Source organism: Pseudomonas sp. P8_241, from assembly GCF_034008315.1.
GTDB lineage: Bacteria > Pseudomonadota > Gammaproteobacteria > Pseudomonadales > Pseudomonadaceae > Aquipseudomonas.
In genome coordinates this window covers 6225333-6248886 of sequence record NZ_CP125377.1, presented here as the reverse complement: position 1 = coordinate 6248886, position 23554 = coordinate 6225333, and the positions used below count along the sequence as shown (strand labels likewise).

The following is a 23554-nucleotide window of genomic DNA, read 5'->3' as shown; positions in this document are numbered from 1 at the left end:
TTAGACGCCACAGGCGGGGCTGTCGTTATGACAGCGAGTCAGAATGTGTCGCCAATGCTTGATCTGTAGGAGCGAGCAGGCTCGCGATGGACTCAAGGACGTCGCGGGGTGTCAGGTTCCCCGCGTTATCGTTGACGACCATCGCGAGCGTGCTCGCTCCTACAGAAATCGCGTTAGCTGTTTGGCAGCAACCGGCAAGTAATGCTCTTGATGTAGCGTGTCTCAGCAATCGCCGGGTGTACCGGATGATCCGGACCCTGACCGCCACGCTCCAGCATCTGGATATTGCGGTCCAGGTGACGGGCGCTGGTCAGCAGGATGTTCTGCAGGTCGTCTTCCGGCAGGTGCATCGAGCACGATGCGCTGACCAGGATGCCGTCCTTGGTGAGCAGGCGCATGGCTTGCTCGTTCAGGCGGCGGTAGGCGCCTTCGCCGTTCTTCATGTCTTTCTTGCGTTTGATGAACGCCGGCGGGTCGGCCACGATCACGTCGAAGCGTTCTTCGCTGGCTTTCAGTTCTTTAAGGGCTTCGAACACATCGCCTTCGATGCAGGTCATTTTCTCGGCGAAGCCGTTCAGTGCTGCGTTGCGCTCGACACCGTCAAGGGCGAAGGCCGAAGCGTCGACGCAGAACACTTCACTGGCGCCGAACGCCGCAGCCTGCACGCCCCAGCCGCCAATGTAGCTATAGAGGTCGAGCACGCGCTTGCCTTTGGCGTACGGCGCCAGGCGTGCGCGGTTCATGCGGTGGTCGTAGAACCAGCCGGTTTTCTGACCCTGGATGACCGGTGCTTCGAATTTCACGCCGTTCTCTTCCAGTGCAACCCACTCCGGCACCAGACCGAACACGGTTTCGACGTAGCGGGTGAGGCCTTCGGCGTCACGGGCAGCGGAGTCGTTCTTGAACAGGATACCGCTTGGCTTGAGCACTTGGGTCAGCGCCGCGATCACGTCGTCTTTATGGGCTTCCATGGTGGCCGAAGCGATCTGCACCACCAGGATGTCGCCGAAACGATCGACTACCAGGCCTGGTAACAGGTCGGAATCACCATAGACCAGGCGATAGAACGGCTTGTCGAACAGGCGATCGCGCAGGGACAGGGCTACGTTCAGGCGATGCACCAGCAGCGACTTGTCCAGCGGCAACTTGATGTCACGCGACAGCAGTCGGGCGCAGATCAGGTTGTTCGGGCTCATGGCCACGATGCCCAGCGGCTTGCCGCCGGCGGCTTCGAGGATCGCCTGGTCGCCGGCCTTGAAACCGTGCAAAGGGGTCGCGGCTACATCGATTTCGTTGCTGTAGACCCACAAATGACCGTTGCGCAGACGACGGTCGGCATTGGCTTTGAGGCGCAGGCTAGGCAGGGACATGACGTCGCTCCGGAAAAAAGAGCGGGAGTATAGCGTGTTGAGATCCCGGATAGGCTTGCGAATGGACATGTGGCGCGTGCTGTCTTGCGATTGGGTATGTTGGATCCATCTTCATAAAGGTTAGAATCGCCGCCTGACCCAGAGTGTGTACTTATGTCCCAAGAGCTGACTTCCGAACAGATCCAACAAGCCCTGCAGGGCATCAGCGTACCGGCCCAGCCGCAAATCATGGTGGATTTGCAGATGGAGCAGTACATGCCTGACCCGGATCTGGAAGTCATTGCCAAGCTGATTTCCCAGGATCCGGGCCTTTCCGGATCCTTGCTGAAGATCGTCAACTCGCCGTATTACGGCCTCAGCAACAAGATTGCCTCGATCCAGCGTGCGGTGAATCTGCTGGGCAGTCGTTCGATCATCAATCTGATCAACGCGCAGTCAATCAAAGGCGAGATGAACGACGACACCATCGTCACCCTGAACCGTTTCTGGGACACCGCCCAGGATGTGGCGATGACCTGCCTGACGCTGGCCAAGCGAATCGGCATTGAAAATGGCGATGAAGCCTATGCGCTGGGCCTGTTCCACGACTGTGGCGTGCCTTTGATGCTCCAGCGTTTCCCCGATTACATGGGCGTTCTGGAACAGGCCTATGCCAATGCCAGTGCCGAATGCCGGGTGGTCGATACCGAGAACAAGGCCTTCAACACCAATCACTCGGTGGTCGGGTATTTCACTGCCAAATCCTGGCGCTTGCCCGAACATGTGTCTGCCGCGATCGCCAATCACCACAATGCCCTGGCGATTTTCAGCGAAGAGTCGTCGCGCAACAGTTCGCTGAAGAACCTGCTGGCGATCCTGAAGATGGCGGAGCATATTTGTGCCTCTTACCGGGTGCTGGGCAACCAGACCGAAGATCACGAATGGAACAGCATCGCGGCGTCAGTGCTCGATTATGTCGGTCTGTCGGACTACGACTTCGAGACGCTCAAGCAGACGATTCGCGACCTCGGGACTCATCGCTGAGTGTCGGACGTTCTTCTTACAAGAGAGCACCATGCCTGAACTGCCAGAAGTCGAAACCACCCGTCGTGGCATCGCGCCTCACCTGGAAGGCCAGCGTGTCAGCCGGGTGATCGTGCGTGACCGACGCTTGCGCTGGCCGATTCCCGAAGACCTCGATGTGCGGTTGTCCGGGCAGCGCATCGTGTTGGTGGAACGACGCGCCAAGTACCTGCTGATCAACGCTGAAGTCGGCACGTTGATCAGCCATTTGGGCATGTCGGGCAATCTGCGCCTGGTAGAGGCCGGCTTGCCGGCGGCAAAGCACGAGCATGTGGATATCGAACTGGAGTCGGGTCTGGCCCTGCGCTACACCGACCCGCGACGGTTCGGTGCGATGCTGTGGAGCCTTGATCCGCTGAACCACGAGTTGCTGATTCGCCTCGGGCCGGAGCCGTTGACCGATCTTTTCGATGGCGAGCGATTGTTCCAGCAGTCCCGCGGCCGCTCGATGGCGGTCAAGCCGTTCATCATGGACAACGCGGTGGTGGTGGGGGTCGGCAATATCTATGCGACCGAAGCGCTGTTCGCTGCCGGAATAGACCCGCGCCGCGAGGCCAAGAGCATTTCCCGGGCGCGTTACCTGAAACTGGCCATTGAGATCAAACGTATCCTGGCTGCCGCCATCGAGCGTGGTGGCACCACGTTGCGGGATTTTATCGGTGGCGATGGGCAGCCCGGTTACTTCCAGCAGGAACTGTTCGTGTACGGCCGTGGCGGTGAACACTGCAAAGTATGTGGCACAGGGTTGCGGGAAGTGAAGCTGGGACAGCGCGCGAGCGTTTTTTGCCCGCGTTGTCAGAGCTGATGCGTTCGGACGATCTGTAAGCTAATCAAGCCTTACCGGTAATCTTCCGGTACTTCTCCATCAACTGCTCTTCAGTCTCTGGATGGGCTTCGTCCAGCGGAATGCAGTCCACCGGGCAGACCTGCTGGCACTGCGGCTCGTCGTAGTGGCCGACACATTGAGTGCAGAGGTTGGGGTCGATCACGTAGATCTCTTCGCCCTGGGAAATGGCGGCGTTCGGGCACTCGGGTTCGCAGACGTCGCAATTGATGCAATCGTCGGTGATGATCAGGGACATGCTAACTCCAGCCGGGGCGGCAGGCCCGGGCGCAATAAATCAATGCGCGTAATTGTGCCGCATTGGCGCCCGCAGTGCACGCGGGCGCGACGTACTGTAGGAGCCAGCCTGCTGGCGATGAACCCGAGAACGCCGCGGGGTGTCAGGTTTTCCGCGTTATCGTTGACGTCCATCGCGAGCAGGCTCGCTCCCACAGTTGCTGGATTTACTTCTTGAAGCGCTCGGTCAGGGCATCCGCCACCACAGGGTGCACGAACTTGGTGATATCGCCACCCAAGGCTGCGATTTCACGGACCAGCGTCGAAGAAATAAACGAATAACGCTCGGAAGGGGTAAGGAACAGACTTTCCACATCCGGCGCCAGCTGGCGGTTCATGTTGGCCAGCTGAAATTCGTATTCGAAGTCCGACACCGCTCGCAAACCACGCAGGAACACATTGGCGTTCTGCTCTTTGGCGAAGTGTGCCAGCAGGGTCGAGAAGCCGACGACTTCAACGTTCGGCAGATGTCTGGTGACCTCGCGCGCCAGTTCTACGCGCTGTTCCATTGGAAACAGCGGGTTTTTCTTGGGGCTCGCGGCAACGGCAATGATTACGTGGTCGAACAGGCGCGAGGCGCGTTCGACCAGATCTCCATGGCCCTTGGTAATAGGGTCGAAGGTACCTGGGTACAACACTCGGTTCATCGCGTCGTCCTGGCGGGAATCCGTTGGGGAGTCGGATGGTATCGCAGCCTTCCCGGTCGGCCAAGTCGCCTGTTGGGTAAGAAAGCACTATAGACGATAGGGATAATCGTCTTTTTCATGGGTTTTTTAAACGTTCGGCCAGGAAAGTCGCCAGTTGCGCCGTCAGTCCGTAGACCGACAGTTGTGGGTTGGCGCCAATGCTGGTGGGGAACAGCGAGCCATCGTGGATCGACAGATTGCCCAGTTGATGATGCCGGCCAAGGCTGTCGGTCACGGCATTTTTCGGGTCCTCCCCCATGGCGCAACCGCCCATCACGTGAGCACTGCCAAGGCGCGTGCGGTACAACTCCAGGCTCAGGCTGTCGATCAGCGTGCGGGCCTCGCCCAGGGTTTTGACGTAGCGAGCGTCGGCGTGCATCGGCATGACCGCCTTGGCGCCGCCGGCAAACTGGATTTCGGCCATGCTGTGGAACGCGCGGCGCAAGCCGTCCCAGGCGTAGGTTGAAACCTGATAGTCGAGCACGGGCGTGTTGTCACCGCGCAACTCGACGCTGCCGCCCTGGCTGTCCGGGTGAAAACCGTCCCTGAGCAATGCCAGCATGGCATGCGTGTGCGGCAGGTTGGCCATGTGTTCTGAGTTTTCCTGGCCGAACCCGCCCAGCAAGGTCGCGGCCAGCGCCGGGTGCAGGGGGGGAACTTCCAGTTTGTAAGCCATCTTGCCGCTGGTGCCGTCCAGCCATTGGAAATGATCGGAGTAGATTGACTGAGGTGCGCCATAGAACGGGTTGATCACCTCGTCGAATAACGCCGCGGACATGTTCACCGGGTGCAGGAACGTGCGTTTGCCGAGCCGCTTGTGCGGATCAGGCGCGCCGGAGCGCATCAGCAAGGCCGGGCTGTTGATACCCCCGCCTGCCAGCACGACATGCCGCGCCTTGACCGTAATGGTGCGGCCCGTCGGCGCAACGCAGCGCTCGTCCATCGCCGAGCATTGCAGCCCCGTGACCTTGTCGCCGCTGATGATGAGCTTTTCCGCCCGAGCCAGGTAAATCAGCTCGCCACCTTTTTCCAGGGTCGCCGGAATGGTGGTGACCATCATTGATTGCTTGGCGTTGGTCGGGCAGCCCATGCCGCAATAACCGAGGTTCCAGCAGCCACGAACGTTACGCGGGATGACGTGCCAGCTGTAGCCGAGCTTTTCACAGCCATTGCGGATCACGTCGTTGTTGGCATTGGGCGGCACCATCCACGGCGCAACGCCCAGGCGCTGCTCCATTTTTTCGAACCAGGGGGCCATTTCGGCCGGGCTGTGACCCTTCACGTTGTGCTCTTTGCCCCAGTGTTCCAGGGTCGGCTCTGGGGTGCGGAAACTGGAGGTCCAGTTGATCAGCGTGGTGCCGCCCACCGCACGGCCTTGCAGAATGGTGATCGCGCCATCCTTGCTCATGCGGCCGATACCTTCCTGGTACAGGCTGGCGTAAGCCTGGTCTTCGAGCAGCTTGAAGTCGGTGCTGGTCTTGAGCGGGCCTTCTTCGATCAACAACACTTTGTAGCCGGCAGCGCTGAGGATTTCGGCGGTGGTACCGCCACCGGCACCGCTGCCGATGATTGCCACGTCGGCTTCGAGGGTCAGGTCCTGGCTCAGTCGCGAGCCGTCATAGGTTTTCCAGCCACGGGCCATGCCCTCGCGGAACGGATCGGGTACGGGCATCTTCGGGTTCTCTTTTTATTGTGTTCGACGGTGTTAGCAAGATCGCCTGTAGGAGCAAGCTTGCTCGCGATCGGGTCGACTCGATTTCAAACGGTAGGCGGCCCGGGATACCCGCAATGCGCCCACGATTCCTTGCGCCCATACCAAGCCATCATCACCAGTTGCACCAAGGAACTGTGACCCATGCGCAGCAAGCTCAACGCGCTGTTTTCCCAGCGATCGAGGAACCGCCGGATGTCGTCGGCACTGGCGTTTTCCCAACTGCCCCAGATCCCGGTCAGCGGTCCGCGGGTGACGGCCATGCCCAGCACATCAAACAGTTGGCGGGTCAGCTTGAGCATTTCCGGTGACAGGTGACCGAGGTTGTAATCCAGGCTTTTCAGCGTGCCATCGACAGCATCGGTCATGCGCTCGACGGGCGCGGCACCGTCGAGCATGACCGGCAGCACGGCCCGCAGAAACAGCAAGTCGGCATCGCGCAACGTGGCAAAACCATTCGCTGAAACACTCGACGAGCAGCCACTGAGGCTGACGCCCAACCCGGCCGTGGCCAGAAAGGCGCTGGCGCCGAGGCTGAATTTAAGCAGGCCGCGCCTTGACAGCGCGGGTGTATCGGACAGGCTTGGGCTCATTATTGTTATTACCCGACAGTGACGATCGTTAGCGGATGAACAGCTTCTGGATCAGCTTCTGAATGGATTTACCGTACGGCGGGTAAATCAGTTTTGCCGCGTTGAGCCGTTGCTTGATCAGTACACCCTTGGCCTTGCTGAAGGTCAGGAATCCTTCATGACCGTGGTAATGACCCATGCCCGAAGCGCCGATGCCGCCGAAGGGCATGTCGTCCTGGGCGACATGCAGCAGGGTGTCGTTCAGGCACACGCCACCGGAATGGGTTTCATGCAGCACGCGGTGTTGTTCGCGCTTGTCGTAGCCGAAGTAGTACAGCGCCAGCGGGCGAGGGCGCTGATTGATATAGGCAAACGCCTGGTCCAGATCCTTGTACGGCACGATCGGCAGCAATGGGCCGAAGATCTCGTCCTGCATCAGCGTCATCTCGTCAGTGACATTGAGCAGCAGGCTATGGCCCATGCGTCGGCCCTGGCCCTGTTCGAACAGCGGGATCAGCAGCGCGCCCTTGCTGGTAGCGTCGCTGATGTAGCCGTTGAGTCGTGCCAGTTGTCGTTGATTGATGATGGCGGTGTAGTCCGGGTTGTCGGCCAGGGTCGGATAAAACCCGCGAACGGCAGTGCGATAGGCTTCGACGAAACCGCCGACGCGGTCTTCCGGCACCAGCACATAATCCGGGGCCACGCAGGTCTGGCCGGCGTTCAGTGTTTTGCCGAAGGCGATGCGCTCGGCGGCGTCCTTGAGGGGGACGTCGTGGGAAACGATGGCCGGCGACTTGCCGCCCAGCTCCAGAGTCACCGGCGTCAGGTTCTCGGCGGCGGCGCGCATCACATGTTTGCCGATGCTGGTGGCGCCGGTGAACAGCAGGTGATCGAACGGCAGTCGCGAGAACGCCACGCCGATGTCAGCTTCGCCCAGCACCACGCAGACCAGGTCTTCTGGGAAGATTTTCGCCAGCAGTTCTTTCATCAGCAAACCGGTGGCCGGAGTCGACTCGCTTAGCTTGAGCATCACCCGATTGCCTGCCGACAACGCGCCGACCAACGGGCCGATGGCCAGGTACAGCGGGTAGTTCCACGGCACGATCACACCGACCACGCCCAACGGCTGATAAATGACTTTGGCCGAAGCGGGCTGGAACGCCATACCGACTTTGCGCCGCGAGGCTTTCATCCAGCCTTTGAGATGTCGGCTGGCGTAATGAATGCCGTGCAGGCTGGGCATCAGTTCTGCAACGAGGGTCTCGTCGGCGCTGCGATGGCTGAAGTCCTGGCTGATGGCATCGATCAAGGCCTGACGCTCGTTGTTCAACATGTCTTTCAACGCTTTGAGCCATTGCTGGCGCTGGGCTGCCGGCGGCATCGGGTTGCCGGCATAGGCGGTGCGCTGAGCGTCGAACCGGGCCTGAAGTTCTTCCAGCGGCTGCTGCAGGTTCTGTAGGTAGGAAATATCAGCAGTCATGGTCGGCTCCGGATTTATTGTAATGAGGCACTTTTTAGAGTCTATGCTCTATAAAGTCAAATGACATCCTGGAACAGCTTTGTTTTATCGCCTTCAGTTAGGCCGTAAGATGCCCGTCAACGCACTCTGAATTTAAGCTCAAGCCATGGCCCCAAGGATAAAAACCAGCGAGCGCATCGTGCAGAACAGCCTGGAGCTGTTCAATCAGCAGGGCGAGCGCAGCATCAGCACCAACCACATTGCTGCCCACATGGAAATTTCCCCGGGCAACCTGTACTACCACTTCCCTAACAAGCAGGCGATCATCGCCGTGCTGTTCAGTGAGTACGAAAGCCTCGTGGACAGCTTCCTGCGCCCGCCACAAGATCGTCTCGCCACGGTGGAAGACAAGCGTTTCTATCTCAAGGAACTGTTGTCGGCGATGTGGCGTTACCGGTTCCTGCACCGCGACCTCGAACATTTGCTCGACAGCGATCCGGACCTCGCGGACCGCTATCGACGTTTTTCCCAGCGCAGCCTGATCCACGGAGCAGCCATCTATGAAGGCTTCGTCGCCGCCGGCATCCTGAAAATGGATCGGGTGCAGATCGAATCCCTGACGCTCAATGCCTGGATCATCCTCACGTCCTGGGTGCGTTTTCTGTGCACCACGCGGGAAAATTCCAGCCATCTGAGTGAACAGGCGATTAAACGCGGGGTGTATCAAGTTTTGGTGCTCGAGGCCGGGTTCGTCACGGATCAGTCGCGCGACGAAGTGAATGCGTTGTTCGAAGAGTTTTATGTGCCGCTGTCCCAGGCGCTTGAGGAAGTGAAGTAGCATCGACATTCGAAAACAATCACAGGAGCCCGTTATGCCCATTGCGCAACTGATCAGCCCGCAAGCACTGGACCTGAGAAAGGATCAGCCGGGGTTGGTGATTGTGGATTGTCGTTTTGCCCTCGAAGACCCGGATTACGGCCAGCGTAGCTATGCCGAGGGGCACATTGCCGGTGCGGTATTCGCCGACCTGGAACGTGATCTCAGCGGGAAGGTGGTCAAAGGTGTGACCGGGCGTCATCCCTTGCCTGAACCGGAACAGCTGATCGAGCGCTTGCAAGCCTTTGGCCTTGATGCCGACAGTGAAGTGGTTTTGTACGATGACGGCCCAGGTGCTTTTGCGGCACGGGCCTGGTGGTTGCTGGCCTGGCTGGGCAAGCGCGATGGCGTGTTTATCCTCGATGGCGGACTAAAGGCCTGGCATGCGGCCGGTCTGCCGTTGAGTCTGGATGCTGCGTCGAACATTCGCGGTACTTTCAACGGTAGTCCTGATGCCTCGCTGTTGCTTGATGCCGAGCAACTGCAAAAACGTCTCGGTCAACCGGCGCTGACCTTGCTCGATGCCCGTGCCTTGCCACGTTTCAAAGGTGAAGTGGAACCGATCGATCCGATTGCCGGGCACATTCCCGGTGCGTTGTGTGCGGCGTTCACCGACAACCTGGGCAGCGACGGGCGCTTCCTGCCGGCCGATCAGCTCCAGCAGCGGTTTGCGGAGAAACTCGGTAATCGCTCCACCGGTGATCTGGTGGCGTACTGCGGCTCCGGCGTGACGGCTTGCCACAACCTGTTCGCGTTGTGCCTGGCCGGTTATCCGCTGGGTTCGTTGTATGCAGGGTCGTGGAGCGAGTGGATCAACGAACCCTCCAGAGGCATCGCCACCGGCGAATAAATCACCACAAATCCCCTGTAGGAGCGAGCTTGCTCGCGATGGCGGCGTCACAGTCAGCATTTTCAGTGGTTGATAACCGCAATCGCTAGCAGGCCAGCTAGCTCCCCACATTGAATACCGTCGATTCAAGCTCCGTGGAGCTGCCGGGCGCTGCGATACGCCCCCGGCCCAACACCGTAAACCTGCTTGAACTGCCGGCTCAGATGACTCTGGTCGGAAAAGCCCAATTGCATGGCCACTTCGAGTGGCAGGCAGCCACTCTGCAGCAATGCACGGGCGCAGGCGATGCGCTGTTGCATCAGCCAGGTGTGCGGTGGCATGCCGGTTGTGCGGCGGAACACGCGGGCGAAGTGAAAGGGCGAGAGGTTGACGGCGGCGGCGAGTTCTTCCAGAGAGGGCGGTGCTGCGAGTTGTGCTCGCAGCAACTCCTTGGCCAGGCTCACAGCGCGATGTTCCTTGCCGGGTCTGGCTGCGTCGGGAATCGCTGCGTGTCGTTGCAGCAATGACAACATCAATTCGCGCCAGGCCGCCTGCTGTTGCAGGGCGGTGGCAGGGCTTTCCAGCAATCGGTGCAATTGGCAGAACCCGTTCACCAGGTCCAGATCGCGGTACAACGTGGCACCGAATGACGGCAGGTTATGGGCCGGCAATTCGAGCTCGGCCAACAGCGACAGAATCTGCCTGCTGTCCGGGTAAAACGCCCGATACAGCCAACCGTCCTCGGTGCCCTTGTGGCCGGTGTGCAGTTCGTCGGGATTGATCAACACCAGTGTGCCGCTGCCCGCCAGGTGCTCGGCGCCGCGATAACGGTACCGTTGGGCACCAGCCATGATCATGCCGATCACATAACCGTCGTGCACATGGGGGGCGAAACGGTGATCGATGTAGCGCGCAGACAACAGCTCGACCCCGGCCAGCGGTGCCGTTTGCCAGAAACGAATTGACTCGCCCTGATCCGCGTCCATGGCTCACTCGTGCCCAATGGCGGCGAGCCACTGGGGAATTCGTCGCTCCAGGTAGTAACCTGGTTGCCGGACCGTGCCATCGACAAAGCCGACATGCCCGCCCTTTGCCTGCAATTCGAACTGCGTGCAGGCGGACAATTCGTCTCCGTGCGGCAAGCTGTGGGGAAACACAAAAGGGTCGTCGGCGGCCTGGATCATCAAGGTCGGCGTGCGAATTTCGCCGAGAAAATAGCGGCTTGATGCGCGGCGATAATAATCCTCGGCATCGCTGAATCCGTGAAGCGGCGCGGTGACGCGACCATCGAAGTCCCAGAACGTGCGCATGTTTTCCAGCGAGCCAAGCGCGGCCAACGCTGCCAGGCCATCCTCGCGCCCGTCGTGTTGAAACTGTCGCTGTTTGTTCTTGATGTAAGCCACCATCTCGCGCATGAAATGCGCTTGGTAGACCTTGGAAAATCCCTGGCCGATGCGGTCGGCGCATTGGTCCAGGCGAAACGGCACCGACACCGCCGCCGCGCCGAGTATTGCGCTGTCACTGCCGGTCTCTCCCAGGTACTTGAGCAGGACATTGCCGCCCAGCGAATAACCCACGGCATACAACGGTGCGAGGGGGCGCTTGGCGCGCAAGTGTTTGATGGTTTCGGCCAGGTCTTCGCTGGCACCGGAATGGTAACTGCGCGCCAGCAGATTGGGTTCGCCCGAGCAGCCGCGCCAGTTCAGCGCGACGCTGGCCCAGCCACGGTCGCCCAGCGCCTTTTGCATGCCGGCGACATAGGGCGAGTTCGACGAACCGGTCAGGCCGTGCAGCACCAGTACCAACGGTGCATCGACGCTGTGTGGGCCATGCCAGTCGAGGTCGAGAAAATCGCCGTCTGCAAGCCAAAGACGTTCGCGTTCGCGGCCGATGTGCACGGTTTTACGCCACAGCGGCCCCCACAAGGTTTGCAAGTGCGGATTGCCGATGCCGAAGGCGGGGGTAAAGGGCGGCGGTAAGGCCAGTGCGGGGTGCGGTTGCACAATCATTCTCGGTGGAAGTGTTCATGAGTCTGCCCGAAGACGCGGTGGGACAGCGCCGCGACCGCGTCATCGTGGCTGTCTAACTTGCCACAATCTCGCCAGGCACGCGACACATGGCATTGGTTGCACTTTCGCTCGGCGCTGGCAGCGGTTGTTGATCTGTCTTCGGCCCGAGGATGACAGCGCGCCATTGGTCGGCGTGGTAATGCCGCTGGAGTGCGTTTTTGATGGATACAAGGTTCAGCTTCAAGCCTGCTTGCGTGGCAAAGTCGAGGTCCAGCGGCAGATTGTGAGCGCTGATGGCGTACAACTGTCTCAGGATCTGCGCGTTGGTAGCGCTGTTCAACGGTGCGCTACCGTTCAGTTGCTGTTGGATGTCTGCGAGTTCCTGTTGGGTCGGCCCTTGGGCGAGGAGGTCGCTGAACATCGTCTTGATATGGGCCAGTACAGCATCGGCCTGTTCCGGTCGGGTTTGCACATTAATGGTCAGCAACCCTTGTGCCTGAAGGGCTGAGAGATCAGCTTCAACGTGGTAGGTCAGGCCTCGGCGTTCACGGAGTTCATTGGTCAGTCGGTTGGTGAAAACCCGCATGGCCAGCTGTAGCGCGACGTAGTCCGGACTGTTTCGCAGGACACTTGGCTGGACAAGGCGAAGGTGAGCCTGGGTCGATGGTCGCTCAATGCGCAGCAGATTTGCAGCGGCTGGACTTGTCACTGGCTGGACCGCCGCAGCGGCCGGTCCAGGGGGCAAGGCTGCGGATATCTGGGCGCCAATGCGCTGGGCTTCATCCGCGGTGAGGTCGCCGACCAGTATGATTTGGGCATTGCCCGCGGTATAAGCCTGGCGATGAAAGTCTTGTGTCTGGGCGCGGGTGATGGAGGCAAGCCCGGCGCGGGTTCCGTAGAGGGATTGAGCATAACCGTGGTCAGGAAACATCTGGCCGAGATTGGCTTCTCTGGCTTGAGCGCCATGGGACTGGTCTTCACGGTCCAGAAAGTACTGCAGTTGGGATTTCACCGCAGGCAGAGACTCTTGCGGCAACAGCGGTTTGCCGAGTACTTGGGCAAACAGTTCCAGGGCTGGACTACGCCGTGATTCATCACTGAGGCTGCGCAAGGAAAACCAGGTCCGGTCCTGGCTGATACCCATATTCATTCTTGCACCCAGATTATCGAACGTAGTCTGTATGGCATTGACGTCCTTGCCAGCCACACCCTCATTCAAAAGGCTGAAGGTCACTGCGGCCAGGCCGGGTTGATGCGGGGTGTGGGCGCTGCCGGCAGCAAAACTCACCAAGGCATCAAACATCGGCAGGCCAGGGGTGCGGATGAACAGGATCTTGGTTCCACTGAGGGTTTTGTAACCCTTGATCGGCAGCGTGCGGTGGGTTGCCGGAGTCTGTGGTTCATTGAGCGATTGCAGCACGGGTTTGCGGGGTGTCGTGGTTGCAGTGGCATGGGCCTGTGCACTCAACAGCAGGCCGGCCAGGATCAATCCATTGATGAGGCCTTTGAGCTTATCCATTGTTTTTCTCCGGCAGGATTTTCGCGGTACTCAGGCGCTCAGGTGTCAGGTAAGTCTTTGCGACCTGTTGAATATCCAGGGGCGTCACCTTGTTCAGCTCATCCGTATCCTGATCGGCCAGCCGCCAGTCGAGGCCGATGGTTTCCAGCAGGCCCAAGGTATTGGCTTGCCCTTCCAGATCATCCTGCGCATAAACCGTGTTGGCGATCAGGAGGTTTTTGGCGCGCTCCAGTTCTGTCGATTCCGGTGCCTTGCTCTTCAGTGATTCGATCACGTGCCACAGACGGGCGAGGGCTTCGTCAGCGTCATTGAGCTTGTCCGGGTTGAGTTGGGTGCTGATGGTCAGCAACGAATCGCCGCGATTGAAAGCGTCGTACTCTGAGTGGGCCTCAGTGAATATCGCCTCGCTCAGTTGCAGTTGCTGTGTGATCCGCGCGCTACTGGTTCCGGCCAGTAACATATTGAGCAAGCGCAGGGCATGGGCGGTCCTACGATCCAGTGCCGTGGCCAGGCTGGGTGCGTTGAAGCTCATGATCAAGCGCGGGGATGTCACGGGTGCGTGCAGGGTCAGTGATCGTTCACCGACAGAAGCCAACTCCACAGGTGCAGGCGCCACGGGTGTCGCACGTCGCTCAAGATGGCCGAAGTGCTGCTGTGCCAGTGTCTTGATTTGCTCGGGTACAACATCACCAACGACCACCAGCGTCGCATTGCCAGGCGAATACCAGGCCTGATACCACTGCCGCAATTGCACGGCGTTCATTCGTTGCAGATCGTGCATCCAGCCAATCGTCGGGGTGCGGTAGCCACTGGCCGGGTAGGCAATGCTGTTCAGTCGTTCTTGAACCGACACGGTGATTTCATCATCAACGTACATCCGGCGTTCTTCCTGAATGACTTTGAGCTCCGGTGTGAAGTCCTGGGTACTCAGCTCGGCCGTACTCATCAGGTCGGCCAGTATTTCGAAGGCGACGCCAGTGCGACCGGAAGGCAGTGTCTGGTAAAAAACCGTGAAGTCAGTACCGGTAAATGCGTTTTGGCTGGCGCCCAGTTTTTCCAGTATCGCCGCGAACTCGCCGGCGCAGGCCTTGCTGCTGCCTTTGTAGACCATGTGTTCGAGGGCGTGGGACAGGCCCGACTGACCGGGTGGTTCGTAGCTAGAGCCGGCCTTGATCCAGAGTTGAGCAGTGGCGATGGGGGAGCGGTGGTCCTCGCGCACGACAACCTTGAGGCCGTTATCGAGTACGAAATCTTGCGTCGCAGGGGGTGTCGCCGCGCCAGCCATGAGCGGCAGCCAGGCGATAAAGGGCAGCATGAATGTGCTGGGGGAGATGTTCATCCGTGGTCATCCTCAGTGGTTTGCAGGTCATTGCGCAAACCACTGTGGATGATCCGTAAGGATGTCAGGCGGTAACTATGTAGTGCACCCCACAACCAATTCGTGGGGCAGTGGTGTGGCCGAATGTCAGGCGCTGCGCTGCCACAACGAGTAATACACACGCCCGGATTTCTGCTCCCGGTGCAGGCGCCAGTTCTCCGGCAGGCCCAGGGTCGAAGGCGCGGACTCGCTTTCGGTGTACACCCAGGCGTCCTCGGCCAGCCAGTGGCGCTCTTCGAGCAAGGTACAAACCGCAGGCAGCAGGTTCTGGTTGAACGGCGGGTCGAGGAACACCAGGTCGTAGGCCATGGCTGTCTGGGTTTCCAGGTAGCGCAGGGCGTCGGCGGTCTGGACCTGGCCGTTGGTGCAGCGCAGTGTGCCCAAGTGTTCCTTCAGGCTGGATACCGCGATACTGCTGGCGTCCAGCGCCTGGCCCATGGCCGCGCCACGGGACAAGGCTTCAAGAAACAAAGCGCCGCTGCCGGTGAACGGGTCGAGCACTTTCGCGCCCGGCACGTAAGGTGCGAGCCAGTTGAACAGGGTTTCACGCACGCGGTCCGGCGTCGGGCGCAGGCCCGGGGCGTCGGGGAAGCTAAGCTTGCGGCTGCGCCATTCACCGCCAATGATGCGCAGTTGGTTCACGCCGTTATGGACGTTTTTGGCGGGTTTTTTTGGACTGGCCATTAATGCTCCGGAACCCCGAGCGGTTGCTCGGAAGGTTTATCAGTAGGGGCCGGTAACGGCTTTTGCGGCACGGTCGGGCCAGCGCTGACGATGACCATTTTGTCCGTGCTCAGGTGTTTGTTCAGTGCGGCTTTGACTTGCTCGACGGTCAGGTTCTGGGACTGTTGCATGAAGTCTTCCAGATGACTGAGTGGCAGATTATAGAAGCCGATGGCGCCGAGTTGCCCGACGATGTCGGCGTTACTGGCGGTGGACAGCGGGAAGCTGCCGGCCAGTTCGCGCTTGGCATCGTCGAGTTCTTTTTCGCTCGGACCGGTTTTAAGGTAGTCGGCGAGCACGTCCTGCACCAGTTTCAGGGTGCCTTCACTCATCTCGGCGCGGGTTTGCAGGTTGATCAGGAACGGACCGCGCGCCTGCATCGGGGTGAAGCCCGAATAGACGCCATACGCCAGGCCGCGTTTCTCACGCACCTCGGTCATCAGTCGCGTGCCGAAACCACCACCGCCGAGGATCTGGTTGCCCATGGACAAGGCCGCGTAGTCCGGATCGTCACGGTCGATACCCAGTTGCGCGAGCATCAGGTTGGTCTGCTTGGACGGAAACTCGATGTGGCCGATGCTCGCCTTGGGCTCGGTCGGTTGCGCGATCTTCGGCAACGCCGGGCCTTTGGGCAGGGCAGCGGAAACCTGGGCGGCAATGGCTTCGGCTTCTGCGCGGGACAAGTCACCAACCAGCGCAATCACCACGTTGCCGGATGCGTAGGCTTTCTCGTGGAATGCACGCAGTTGCGCAACGGTAATCGCCGGAACGGTTTTCGCGGTGCCATCGCTGGAATGCGCGTACGGATGATCGCCGTACAGGCGGCTCATCAGCTCAAGGCTGGCCAGTTTGCCCGGGCTTTGCTTTTGGTATTCGAAGCCGGCAAGCATCTGGTTCTTGATGCGGGCAAACGAATCGGCGGGGAAGCTTGGCTTGCCGACGACTTCAGCAAACAGCTTAAGCGCGGGTTCGCGTTTGTCCGAGGCGCTCAGGCTTCGCAGGGAGGCAACGGCCATGTCTTTATAAGCGCCGTTGCCGAAATCGGCCCCCAGTCCTTCAAAGCCCTGGGCAATGGCGCCGACGTCTTTACCGGGCACACCTTCGTTGAGCATGGCGTTGGTCAACATGGCCAGACCCGATGCGTCGCCATCCTGGCTGCTGCCGGCGGAAAAGATCAGGCGCATGTCGAACATCGGCAGTTCGCGGGCTTCGACGAACAACACCTTGGCGCCTTCGGCGGTGTTCCAGGTCTGAACGTCCAGTGTGCGGTGGCTTGGGGCCTTTCCGTTGAGCTCGGCCAGAGATTGCAGTTTCTGGCTGGCCTTGGCCTTGTCGAGGGCCTCACTGGCAATGGTTACGCCGGAACGCGACAGGTAGAACGCGGCAGAGCCGATCAAGGCAACGGCGATCAGTCCAGCCAGGACCAGACGGGATGGTTTGCGCTCACTCATGAGTCGTCTCCAGTGGCAGAACATGGGCGACGCTGAGACGTTCGCGGGTGAAATACAGCTTGGCGGCTTTCTGGATGTCTTCCGGCGTGACGCTTTCCAGATCGGCCAGTTCGGTGTCCATCAGTTTCCAGGACAGGCCGACGGTTTCCAGTTGGCCGATAGCGGTGGCCTGGCTGGTGATCGAATCACGTTCGTAGACCAGGCCGGCGATGACCTGGGCGCGGACGCGCTCCAGTTCTTCGCTAGACGGTGCGGTGGTTTTCAGTTGCTCAATCAACCTCCACAAACCGGCTTCCGTCTGGGCGATGGTTTTGTGTTTCTGGGTGTTAGGCGTTGCCGACAAGGTGAACAAGCTGTCGCCACGGGTGTAGGCGTCGTAACTCGACGAGCCGCCGGACACCAGCTCTTCGCCGCGTTCCAGCTGTGTCGGGATGCGTCCACTGTAGCCGCCGTCGAGCAGGGCGGAGATCAGGCGCAGGGCGTTGACCAGTCGCTTGTCTTCGGCAGTTGCGATGCTCGGTACGTTGAAAGCCAGCATCAGGCTCGGAAGTTGGGTCTGCACGTGCAGGGTGATCTGGCGCTCGCCGGGCTCGGCCAGCTCCAGCGGTTTTTTCGCGGCCGGTACATCGCGTTTGGCGATCGGGCCGAAATAGCGTTGGGCCAGGGCTTTGACTTCGTCCGGGGTGACGTCGCCGACCACCACGAGCGTGGCGTTGTTCGGCACGTACCAGGTTTCGTACCAGTGGCGCAGTTCTTCGACCTTCATGCGGTCAAGGTCCGCCATCCAGCCGATGGTCGGCGTGTGATAACCGCTGGCCGGGTAAGCCATGGCCTTGAAGCGTTCGTAGGCCTTGGACATCGGCTTGTCATCAGTGCGCAGGCGACGCTCTTCCTTGATGACTTCGATTTCCTTGGCGAACTCATCAGGCGGCAGGCGCAGGCTGGCCATGCGGTCGGCTTCCAGCTCGAAGGCCACGCCCAGGCGGTCGCGTGCCAGCACCTGGTAATACGCGGTGAAGTCGTCGCTGGTGAAGGCGTTCTCTTCGGCGCCGAGGTCGCGAAGGATCAGCGACGCTTCGCCAGGCCCGACTTTGTCGCTGCCCTTGAACATCATGTGTTCCAGGGCGTGGGACAGGCCGGTGTTACCGGGCGTCTCGTAGCTGGAGCCGACCTTGTACCAGACCTGGGAAACCACTACAGGCGCACGATGGTCTTCACGCACAACCACCTTCAAGCCGTTGTCGAGGGTGAATTCATGGGTGGGTTGCGGGTCGGCAGCCAGGGCCGAAAGTGGCAGGCAGACTGTGCTGAGCAGCAGGCCTGCGGCGCGGCGGGCTAGAGCAATCATTCGTTTTTAAACCTTTGGGGCTGCCCGCTTGTTCTTAGCGTCAGCGGGCGAGAGGGTGCTAGGATACTGATCCGTTTTAGCGGCGGCCACGCCTATCAGGCCTTTATGCTTGATCAGGTTGAATGGGTTTGCGACGGAAGGTGGATATTTATCAACTGAATTCCGCTTTTTCGCCGATTTTGCTGCTTTAGTCCAATGAGAAATCGATTCTGGGAGGTGCCATTGAGCACCTCGACAAAATGTTGCGCGTGAACAAGCTGGATCAATCGCAGTCTGTTCTGCATCGATTATTTATTTGCCGGGGCGCCATTGGCGCGTCGCTACCGTGAGATAGCCGTCCTCCATGTTTGGTTCCAACGACGACAAGAAGACCCCAGCTGCGGCTGGCGAGAAAAAAAGCCTGTTCGGATGGCTGCGCAAAAAGCCGCAGGAACCCGTCGTCGAACAGCCACAACCGATTCCCGAGCCTGCGCCGGCGCCGGTAATAGAAGAAACGCCCGCACCGGTTGTCCTGCCGAATGCCGAGCCCGTGCTGCAACCTGTGGTTGAAGCCGCTCCCGAGCCTGTCAGCGAAATTGCTGTCGAGCAACCGCTGAGTCAAACCGCTGAGCCGTGGCTGACCTTGCCAGTGTCGGAAGAGCCGGTGGCGTTGGTCGAAGATGATCGGGCGCCGCATGTGACACCGCCGATTCCTGCGACGACAGCGTTTACCCCGGCGCCGGTTCAAGAGCCGGTGGTTGAAGCTGTGGTTGAAGCTGTGGTTGTGGCTGAGCCAGTACCTGTTGTCAGCGAACCCGTGGCTGCGGTATTCGTTGCCCCGGTTGCCCCGGTTGCCCCGGTTGCCCCGGTTGCCCCGGTTGTCCAAGAGTCCGCACCTGTTCCCGCTCCAATGCTGGAACCGATCGCCGCTCCCGTCGAAACCCCGGTCGAGCCCGCGCGCACGGAAGAGTCCAAAGCCGGTTTCTTTGCCCGCCTCAAGCAGGGCCTGTCCAAGACCAGCGCCAGCATCGGCGAAGGCATGGCCAGCCTGTTCCTCGGTAGAAAGGCCATCGACGACGAGTTGCTCGAAGACCTCGAGACCCGTTTGCTGACCGCCGACGTGGGTGTCGAAGCCACCTCGGTGATCATTCAGCGCCTGACCCAAAAGGTCGCGCGCAAGGAGCTGGCGGATGCCGACGCCTTGTACAAATCTCTGCAAGCTGAACTGGCCGCGATGCTCAAGCCTGTCGAGCAGCCGCTGAAAATCGCCTCGCAGAACAAGCCCTTCGTGATTCTGGTGGTTGGCGTCAACGGTGCTGGCAAGACCACCACCATCGGCAAGCTGGCGAAGAAGCTCCAGCTGGAAGGCAAGAAAGTCATGCTTGCTGCCGGCGATACCTTCCGCGCCGCGGCCGTCGAGCAATTGCAGGTCTGGGGCGAGCGCAACAAGATTCCGGTGATCGCCCAGCACACGGGTGCCGACTCGGCCTCGGTGATCTTCGACGCCGTTCAAGCGGCCAAGGCCCGTGGTATAGACGTGCTGATCGCCGACACCGCCGGTCGTCTGCACACCAAAGACAACCTGATGGAAGAGCTGAAAAAAGTTCGCCGGGTAATCGGCAAGCTCGACGCCGACGCGCCACACGAAGTGTTGTTGGTACTCGACGCCGGTACTGGCCAGAACGCTATCAACCAGGCCAAACAATTCAACCAGACCGTCGAACTGACCGGCCTGGCGCTGACCAAGCTCGATGGCACCGCCAAGGGCGGGGTGATTTTTGCCCTGGCCAAGCAATTCGGGCTGCCGATCCGCTACATTGGCGTCGGTGAGGGCATTGACGATTTGCGTACCTTTGAAGCCGAACCCTTTGTCCAGGCATTGTTTGCCGAGCGGGAGCGTTCATGATTCGTTTCGAACAGGTCGGTAAACGCTACCCGAACGGTCACGTCGGCTTGCATGAGCTGAGCTTTCGAGTCCGTCGGGGCGAATTTTTGTTTGTTACTGGCCATTCCGGTGCCGGTAAAAGCACTTTGTTGCGACTGTTGTTGGCCATGGAGCGTCCGACCAGCGGTAAGTTGCTGCTGGCCGGGCAAGACCTGAGCACCATCAGCAACGCGCAGATCCCTTTCTTGCGTCGGCAGATCGGGGTGGTATTCCAGAATCACCAGTTGTTGTTCGATCGTACGGTGTTCAACAACGTCGCGCTGCCCTTGCAGATCCTCGGCCTGTCCAAGGCCGAAATCGCCAAGCGAGTGGATTCGGCGCTGGAGCGCGTGGCCCTGTCGGACAAGACCGACCTGTACCCAGGCGACCTGTCCACCGGTCAACAGCAGCGCGTCGGCATCGCCCGAGCCATTGTCCACCGCCCGGCCTTGCTGCTGGCAGACGAACCGACCGGTAACCTCGATCCGCGTCTGGCCGCTGAAATCATGGGTGTGTTCGAAGACATCAACCGCCTGGGCACCAGCGTGCTGATTGCCAGTCACGACCTGGCCCTGATCGCCCGCATGCGCCACCGCATGCTGACCTTGCAGCGCGGTCGACTGATCGGCGACGGGGAGGCCGCGGTATGAGTGCAACACGTAGCCCAAAAGTTTCCGAGCGTGTGGCCCCGAAGGCCGCCGATCCGCAGCCACAGAAGAAAAAGCGCGACGATGACGACGGGCCGGACTTTGCCACGTTATTCCGCGCCTGGATCGAAAGCCATCGCGCCAGCCTTCTGGACAGCCTGCGTCGTCTGGGCAAGCAGCCCATCGGCAGTTTTTTCACCTGCATGGTGATGGCGGTTGCCCTGAGTCTGCCTATGGGGCTGTCACTTTTGCTAAGCAACGTGGAGCGACTTGGCGGCTCATGGCAGCGTGCGGCGCAGATTTCCCTGTACCTTCAACTCGAAGCCAGTCCGTCGGAAGGCGAGTCCCTGCGCGAGCAAATCAAGGGCATGCCTGGCGTGGCCGATGCGGAGTTCGTCAGCCGGGATCAGGCGCTTGAAGAGTTCCAGCAGCAGTCCGGTTTGGGCGATGCGCTCAAGGAGCTACCGGAGAACCCGCTGCCAGGCGTGGTTCTGGTGACGCCGAAGGAAGTCGACAAACCGGCGCTTGAAGCATTAAGACAAAAACTTTCCGAACTGCCCAAGGTGCAGCAGGCGCAACTTGATCTAGTCTGGGTCGAGCGTCTGGCAGCCATCCTCAAGCTGGGTGATCGATTTGTCTTTGGTCTGACCGTGCTGTTGGTTTCCGCATTACTTTTGGTGATAGGCAATACCATTCGTCTTCATATTGAAAACCGCCGCACAGAGATAGAAGTGATTAAACTGGTCGGCGGCACTGACAGCTATGTACGCAGGCCCTTTCTCTACATGGGTGCGCTTTACGGCTTGGGTGCGGGGGTTCTGTCCTGGGGCTTGCTGGCGTTTGGCCTGGATTGGCTGAACGACGCGGTGGTCGGGCTGGCCGGTTTGTACGGCAGTGATTTTGCGCTGGCCGGTGTACCGGCTGCCGACGGTCTGTCTCTCTTGCTTGGCGCGGTGCTGTTGGGGTATATCGGTGCATGGATTGCAGTCGCACGCCACCTGAGGGAGCTTGCGCCTAAGTAGTATCATTTTGCTCGTATTGACCTTTCAGCAAATTTAGGGTTTTGGGAACTTCTTTTTCGGTTTCCGGTCAATTTTCGCAGTGCTGAACTGCACGAGTTATGTAAGTCGGAGGTTTTTTCGTATGACCAATTCTTTGCAGCCTGCATATGCTCTGGTCCCGGGTGCGAACCTGGAGGCCTATGTGCACACCGTCAACAGCATTCCATTGCTGACGCCGGAGCGGGAGCGTGAACTGGCCGAGAGTCTCTATTATGAGCAGGATCTTGAGGCGGCTCGGCAGATGGTGCTCGCCCACCTGCGTTTTGTCGTACATATCGCCCGTAGCTATTCCGGCTACGGTCTGGCTCAGGCTGATCTGATCCAGGAAGGTAACGTCGGCCTGATGAAGGCTGTGAAACGCTTTAACCCGGAAATGGGTGTGCGTCTGGTTTCGTTCGCCGTGCACTGGATCAAGGCTGAAATCCACGAATTCATCCTGCGCAACTGGCGCATCGTGAAAGTCGCGACCACCAAGGCCCAGCGCAAGTTGTTCTTCAACCTGCGCAGTCAGAAGAAGCGTCTGGCGTGGCTGAACAACGAGGAAGTCCATCGTGTGGCGGAAAGTCTCGGTGTAGAGCCTCGGGAAGTGCGCGAGATGGAAAGTCGCCTGACCGGTCATGACATGGCCTTCGACCCGGCTGCCGAAGCCGACGACGACAGCGCTTTCCAGTCGCCGGCCAACTATCTGGAAGACCACCGGTATGACCCGGCCCGTCAACTGGAAGACGCTGACTGGAGCGACAACTCCAACCACAACCTGCACGAAGCGCTGGAAGTGCTGGACGACCGTAGCCGTGACATCCTCTACCAGCGTTGGCTGGCAGAAGAGAAAGCCACGCTGCATGACCTGGCGCAGAAGTACAACGTGTCGGCCGAGCGTATTCGTCAGCTTGAGAAGAGCGCGATGAACAAGCTCAAGGTGTCGATCGCTGCATAAGCGCTGTCCAGGCAATAAAAAACGCCCCGATCATTGATCGGGGCGTTTTTGTTTGTGTGCGGTTCTGCTCTTGTAGGAGCTGGCTTGCCGGCGAAGGCGGTATGTCTGATGCACCGAGTCGTCTGGTTCGCTGGCAAGCCAGCTGCTACAAGGGTCTATTGGTCCTTCCACGGCGCCCGGCGCGAATCATTGAGGCCTACCAGATAGCTATCGCCACCCAACTGACTCATCTGCCGCCGAATCCAGCCTGCACGCCGCGCCACGTACGCGGTCGGATGGCTGGCACTCCACACGCGAGGATTAGGCAGCACGGCCGCCAGCATGCTCGATTGCTGACGGCTGAGGCTCTTGGCGCTCACGCCAAAATGATGCCTGGCTGCCGCTTCGGCACCAAACACACCGTCATCCCACTCGACGCTGTTCAGGTAAACCTCAAGGATTCGCTCCTTGGGCCAGAAAATCTCGATCAGCCCGGTAAACCAGGCTTCCAGGCCTTTGCGCAACCAGCTGCGACCGGACCACAGGAACAGGTTCTTCGAGACTTGCTGGCTGAGGGTGCTGGCGCCGCGGATGGTGCCGCCCAGTTCGTTGTGGGCCAGGGCTTTCTGGATCGCACCGAAGTCGAAGCCCCAGTGCTCGGGGAATTTCTGGTCTTCACCCGCGATTACCGCGACTTTGAGGTCGTCGGAGATCTCGTCCCAGGGTTTCCAGTCGCGTTGCAGATCGATAGGTTCGCCGTCGAACCAGGATTCGATCTTGCGCTCGACCATCAGCATCGTCCCTGGTGGCGGCACCACACGGAAAATCAGCACCAGCAATACGCTACCGCCCATGAACCAGAGCACGGCTTTGATGAAGCGACGGAAATAGATACGCAGCATAGAGATGGCTT

Annotated in this window: 22 protein-coding genes; 8 read left to right on the top strand and 14 right to left on the bottom strand. The window is 59.9% G+C overall.

Annotated features, from left to right (window positions below; all coding sequences use genetic code 11):
* Positions 1-173 precede the first annotated feature (173 nt).
* Positions 174-1370: a class I SAM-dependent rRNA methyltransferase gene (locus QMK58_RS28145; protein ID WP_053163388.1), complete on the bottom strand. Its 1197-nt coding sequence runs from the start codon at positions 1368-1370 to the stop codon at positions 174-176.
* 153 nt (positions 1371-1523) lie between these two features.
* Here QMK58_RS28145 and QMK58_RS28140 point away from each other — a divergent pair, with 153 nt between their 5' ends.
* The gene (locus tag QMK58_RS28140) at positions 1524-2393 is read left to right on the top strand and encodes an HDOD domain-containing protein (RefSeq protein WP_053163385.1); all 870 of its coding nucleotides are present in this window, start codon (positions 1524-1526) and stop codon (positions 2391-2393) included.
* A 31-nt stretch (positions 2394-2424) separates the two neighbouring features.
* A complete protein-coding gene (gene mutM, locus QMK58_RS28135; protein ID WP_008065060.1) occupies positions 2425-3237 on the top strand; it encodes a bifunctional DNA-formamidopyrimidine glycosylase/DNA-(apurinic or apyrimidinic site) lyase in 813 nt (270 codons plus the stop codon).
* A 25-nt stretch (positions 3238-3262) separates the two neighbouring features.
* On the opposite strand, the gene QMK58_RS28130 is transcribed toward mutM, so the two are convergent.
* From QMK58_RS28130 to QMK58_RS28110, 5 genes are all read right to left on the bottom strand, one after another.
* Complete coding sequence (locus QMK58_RS28130) at positions 3263-3514, bottom strand: YfhL family 4Fe-4S dicluster ferredoxin (protein ID WP_003195146.1); 252 nt, start codon at positions 3512-3514, stop codon at positions 3263-3265.
* A 205-nt stretch (positions 3515-3719) separates the two neighbouring features.
* Positions 3720-4199, bottom strand: a complete 480-nt coding sequence (gene coaD / locus QMK58_RS28125; RefSeq protein ID WP_053163382.1) for a pantetheine-phosphate adenylyltransferase — start codon at positions 4197-4199, stop codon at positions 3720-3722.
* A gap of 115 nt (positions 4200-4314) precedes the next feature.
* A complete protein-coding gene (locus QMK58_RS28120; protein ID WP_053163379.1) occupies positions 4315-5910 on the bottom strand; it encodes a GMC family oxidoreductase in 1596 nt (531 codons plus the stop codon).
* Positions 5911-5996: 86 nt separating this feature from the next.
* Positions 5997-6542, bottom strand: a complete 546-nt coding sequence (locus tag QMK58_RS28115) for a hypothetical protein (RefSeq protein WP_053163376.1) — start codon at positions 6540-6542, stop codon at positions 5997-5999.
* A gap of 28 nt (positions 6543-6570) precedes the next feature.
* Positions 6571-8001, bottom strand: a complete 1431-nt coding sequence (locus tag QMK58_RS28110; RefSeq protein WP_320395698.1) for a coniferyl aldehyde dehydrogenase — start codon at positions 7999-8001, stop codon at positions 6571-6573.
* Positions 8002-8146: 145 nt separating this feature from the next.
* On the opposite strand from QMK58_RS28110, the gene QMK58_RS28105 reads away from it, so the two are divergent.
* Together QMK58_RS28105 and QMK58_RS28100 are read left to right on the top strand one after the other, a co-directional pair.
* Positions 8147-8818 (top strand): TetR/AcrR family transcriptional regulator, encoded by a 672-nt coding sequence (locus tag QMK58_RS28105; protein ID WP_053163369.1) that lies wholly within the window; start codon positions 8147-8149, stop codon positions 8816-8818.
* A 34-nt stretch (positions 8819-8852) separates the two neighbouring features.
* Positions 8853-9707, top strand: a complete 855-nt coding sequence (locus QMK58_RS28100; RefSeq protein ID WP_053163366.1) for a sulfurtransferase — start codon at positions 8853-8855, stop codon at positions 9705-9707.
* 125 nt (positions 9708-9832) lie between these two features.
* On the opposite strand, the gene QMK58_RS28095 is transcribed toward QMK58_RS28100, so the two are convergent.
* The 7 genes from QMK58_RS28095 to QMK58_RS28065 form a co-directional block, all read right to left on the bottom strand.
* The gene (locus QMK58_RS28095) at positions 9833-10672 is read right to left on the bottom strand and encodes an AraC family transcriptional regulator (RefSeq protein WP_320395697.1); all 840 of its coding nucleotides are present in this window, start codon (positions 10670-10672) and stop codon (positions 9833-9835) included.
* Between the two features lie 3 nt (positions 10673-10675).
* Complete coding sequence (locus QMK58_RS28090; protein ID WP_371259841.1) at positions 10676-11689, bottom strand: hydrolase; 1014 nt, start codon at positions 11687-11689, stop codon at positions 10676-10678.
* 79 nt (positions 11690-11768) lie between these two features.
* Positions 11769-13214, bottom strand: a complete 1446-nt coding sequence (locus QMK58_RS28085; protein ID WP_320395696.1) for a pitrilysin family protein — start codon at positions 13212-13214, stop codon at positions 11769-11771.
* Positions 13207-14553 (bottom strand): M16 family metallopeptidase, encoded by a 1347-nt coding sequence (locus QMK58_RS28080; RefSeq protein ID WP_053163356.1) that lies wholly within the window; start codon positions 14551-14553, stop codon positions 13207-13209. Before QMK58_RS28080 ends, QMK58_RS28085 begins: the two co-directional genes overlap by 8 nt.
* Before the next feature lie 126 nt (positions 14554-14679).
* Positions 14680-15276, bottom strand: a complete 597-nt coding sequence (gene rsmD, locus QMK58_RS28075) for a 16S rRNA (guanine(966)-N(2))-methyltransferase RsmD (protein ID WP_053163354.1) — start codon at positions 15274-15276, stop codon at positions 14680-14682.
* Positions 15276-16766 carry a pitrilysin family protein gene (locus tag QMK58_RS28070; protein WP_320395695.1) on the bottom strand — a complete coding sequence of 497 codons (1491 nt, stop codon included), beginning with the start codon at positions 16764-16766 and terminating at the stop codon, positions 15276-15278. The genes rsmD and QMK58_RS28070 overlap by 1 nt, the downstream gene beginning before the upstream one ends.
* Positions 16759-18114: a pitrilysin family protein gene (locus tag QMK58_RS28065; RefSeq protein ID WP_320395694.1), complete on the bottom strand. Its 1356-nt coding sequence runs from the start codon at positions 18112-18114 to the stop codon at positions 16759-16761. The genes QMK58_RS28070 and QMK58_RS28065 overlap by 8 nt, the downstream gene beginning before the upstream one ends.
* 343 nt (positions 18115-18457) lie before the next feature.
* Here QMK58_RS28065 and ftsY point away from each other — a divergent pair, with 343 nt between their 5' ends.
* The 4 genes from ftsY to rpoH all read left to right on the top strand — a co-directional run bounded on the left by ftsY (position 18458) and on the right by rpoH (position 22662).
* Entirely contained in the window at positions 18458-19999 is a 1542-nt protein-coding gene (ftsY, locus tag QMK58_RS28060) for a signal recognition particle-docking protein FtsY (protein WP_320395693.1), read from the top strand.
* Positions 19996-20667, top strand: coding sequence for a cell division ATP-binding protein FtsE (ftsE, locus tag QMK58_RS28055; protein ID WP_007975383.1), 672 nt, complete (start codon positions 19996-19998; stop codon positions 20665-20667). The genes ftsY and ftsE overlap by 4 nt, the downstream gene beginning before the upstream one ends.
* Positions 20664-21686: a permease-like cell division protein FtsX gene (ftsX, locus tag QMK58_RS28050; RefSeq protein WP_053163344.1), complete on the top strand. Its 1023-nt coding sequence runs from the start codon at positions 20664-20666 to the stop codon at positions 21684-21686. Before ftsE ends, ftsX begins: the two co-directional genes overlap by 4 nt.
* A gap of 121 nt (positions 21687-21807) precedes the next feature.
* Positions 21808-22662 carry an RNA polymerase sigma factor RpoH gene (gene rpoH / locus QMK58_RS28045; RefSeq protein WP_053163341.1) on the top strand — a complete coding sequence of 285 codons (855 nt, stop codon included), beginning with the start codon at positions 21808-21810 and terminating at the stop codon, positions 22660-22662.
* Positions 22663-22817: 155 nt separating this feature from the next.
* Here the strand turns inward: rpoH and mtgA are convergent, their stop codons facing one another.
* Positions 22818-23543, bottom strand: coding sequence for a monofunctional biosynthetic peptidoglycan transglycosylase (gene mtgA, locus QMK58_RS28040; RefSeq protein WP_053163337.1), 726 nt, complete (start codon positions 23541-23543; stop codon positions 22818-22820).
* Positions 23544-23554 lie beyond the last annotated feature (11 nt).

Bases quoted from the DNA above. Each gene is read 5' to 3' on its own strand.
- QMK58_RS28105 (WP_053163369.1), top strand. From the start codon at position 8,147: ATGGCCCCAAGGATAAAAACCAGCGAGCGCATCGTGCAGAACAGCCTG.
- QMK58_RS28115 (WP_053163376.1), bottom strand. From the start codon at position 6,542: ATGAGCCCAAGCCTGTCCGATACACCCGCGCTGTCAAGGCGCGGCCTG.
- QMK58_RS28130 (WP_003195146.1), bottom strand. From the start codon at position 3,514: ATGTCCCTGATCATCACCGACGATTGCATCAATTGCGACGTCTGCGAA.
- QMK58_RS28065 (WP_320395694.1), bottom strand. From the start codon at position 18,114: ATGATTGCTCTAGCCCGCCGCGCCGCAGGCCTGCTGCTCAGCACAGTC.
- QMK58_RS28145 (WP_053163388.1), bottom strand. From the start codon at position 1,370: ATGTCCCTGCCTAGCCTGCGCCTCAAAGCCAATGCCGACCGTCGTCTG.
- QMK58_RS28140 (WP_053163385.1), top strand. From the start codon at position 1,524: ATGTCCCAAGAGCTGACTTCCGAACAGATCCAACAAGCCCTGCAGGGC.
- ftsY (WP_320395693.1), top strand. From the start codon at position 18,458: ATGTTTGGTTCCAACGACGACAAGAAGACCCCAGCTGCGGCTGGCGAG.
- mtgA (WP_053163337.1), bottom strand. From the start codon at position 23,543: ATGCTGCGTATCTATTTCCGTCGCTTCATCAAAGCCGTGCTCTGGTTC.
- QMK58_RS28085 (WP_320395696.1), bottom strand. From the start codon at position 13,214: ATGGATAAGCTCAAAGGCCTCATCAATGGATTGATCCTGGCCGGCCTG.
- rsmD (WP_053163354.1), bottom strand. From the start codon at position 15,276: ATGGCCAGTCCAAAAAAACCCGCCAAAAACGTCCATAACGGCGTGAAC.
- ftsE (WP_007975383.1), top strand. From the start codon at position 19,996: ATGATTCGTTTCGAACAGGTCGGTAAACGCTACCCGAACGGTCACGTC.
- QMK58_RS28100 (WP_053163366.1), top strand. From the start codon at position 8,853: ATGCCCATTGCGCAACTGATCAGCCCGCAAGCACTGGACCTGAGAAAG.
- QMK58_RS28070 (WP_320395695.1), bottom strand. From the start codon at position 16,766: ATGAGTGAGCGCAAACCATCCCGTCTGGTCCTGGCTGGACTGATCGCC.
- QMK58_RS28110 (WP_320395698.1), bottom strand. From the start codon at position 8,001: ATGACTGCTGATATTTCCTACCTACAGAACCTGCAGCAGCCGCTGGAA.
- QMK58_RS28120 (WP_053163379.1), bottom strand. From the start codon at position 5,910: ATGCCCGTACCCGATCCGTTCCGCGAGGGCATGGCCCGTGGCTGGAAA.
- QMK58_RS28095 (WP_320395697.1), bottom strand. From the start codon at position 10,672: ATGGACGCGGATCAGGGCGAGTCAATTCGTTTCTGGCAAACGGCACCG.
- coaD (WP_053163382.1), bottom strand. From the start codon at position 4,199: ATGAACCGAGTGTTGTACCCAGGTACCTTCGACCCTATTACCAAGGGC.
- mutM (WP_008065060.1), top strand. From the start codon at position 2,425: ATGCCTGAACTGCCAGAAGTCGAAACCACCCGTCGTGGCATCGCGCCT.
- QMK58_RS28080 (WP_053163356.1), bottom strand. From the start codon at position 14,553: ATGAACATCTCCCCCAGCACATTCATGCTGCCCTTTATCGCCTGGCTG.
- ftsX (WP_053163344.1), top strand. From the start codon at position 20,664: ATGAGTGCAACACGTAGCCCAAAAGTTTCCGAGCGTGTGGCCCCGAAG.
- rpoH (WP_053163341.1), top strand. From the start codon at position 21,808: ATGACCAATTCTTTGCAGCCTGCATATGCTCTGGTCCCGGGTGCGAAC.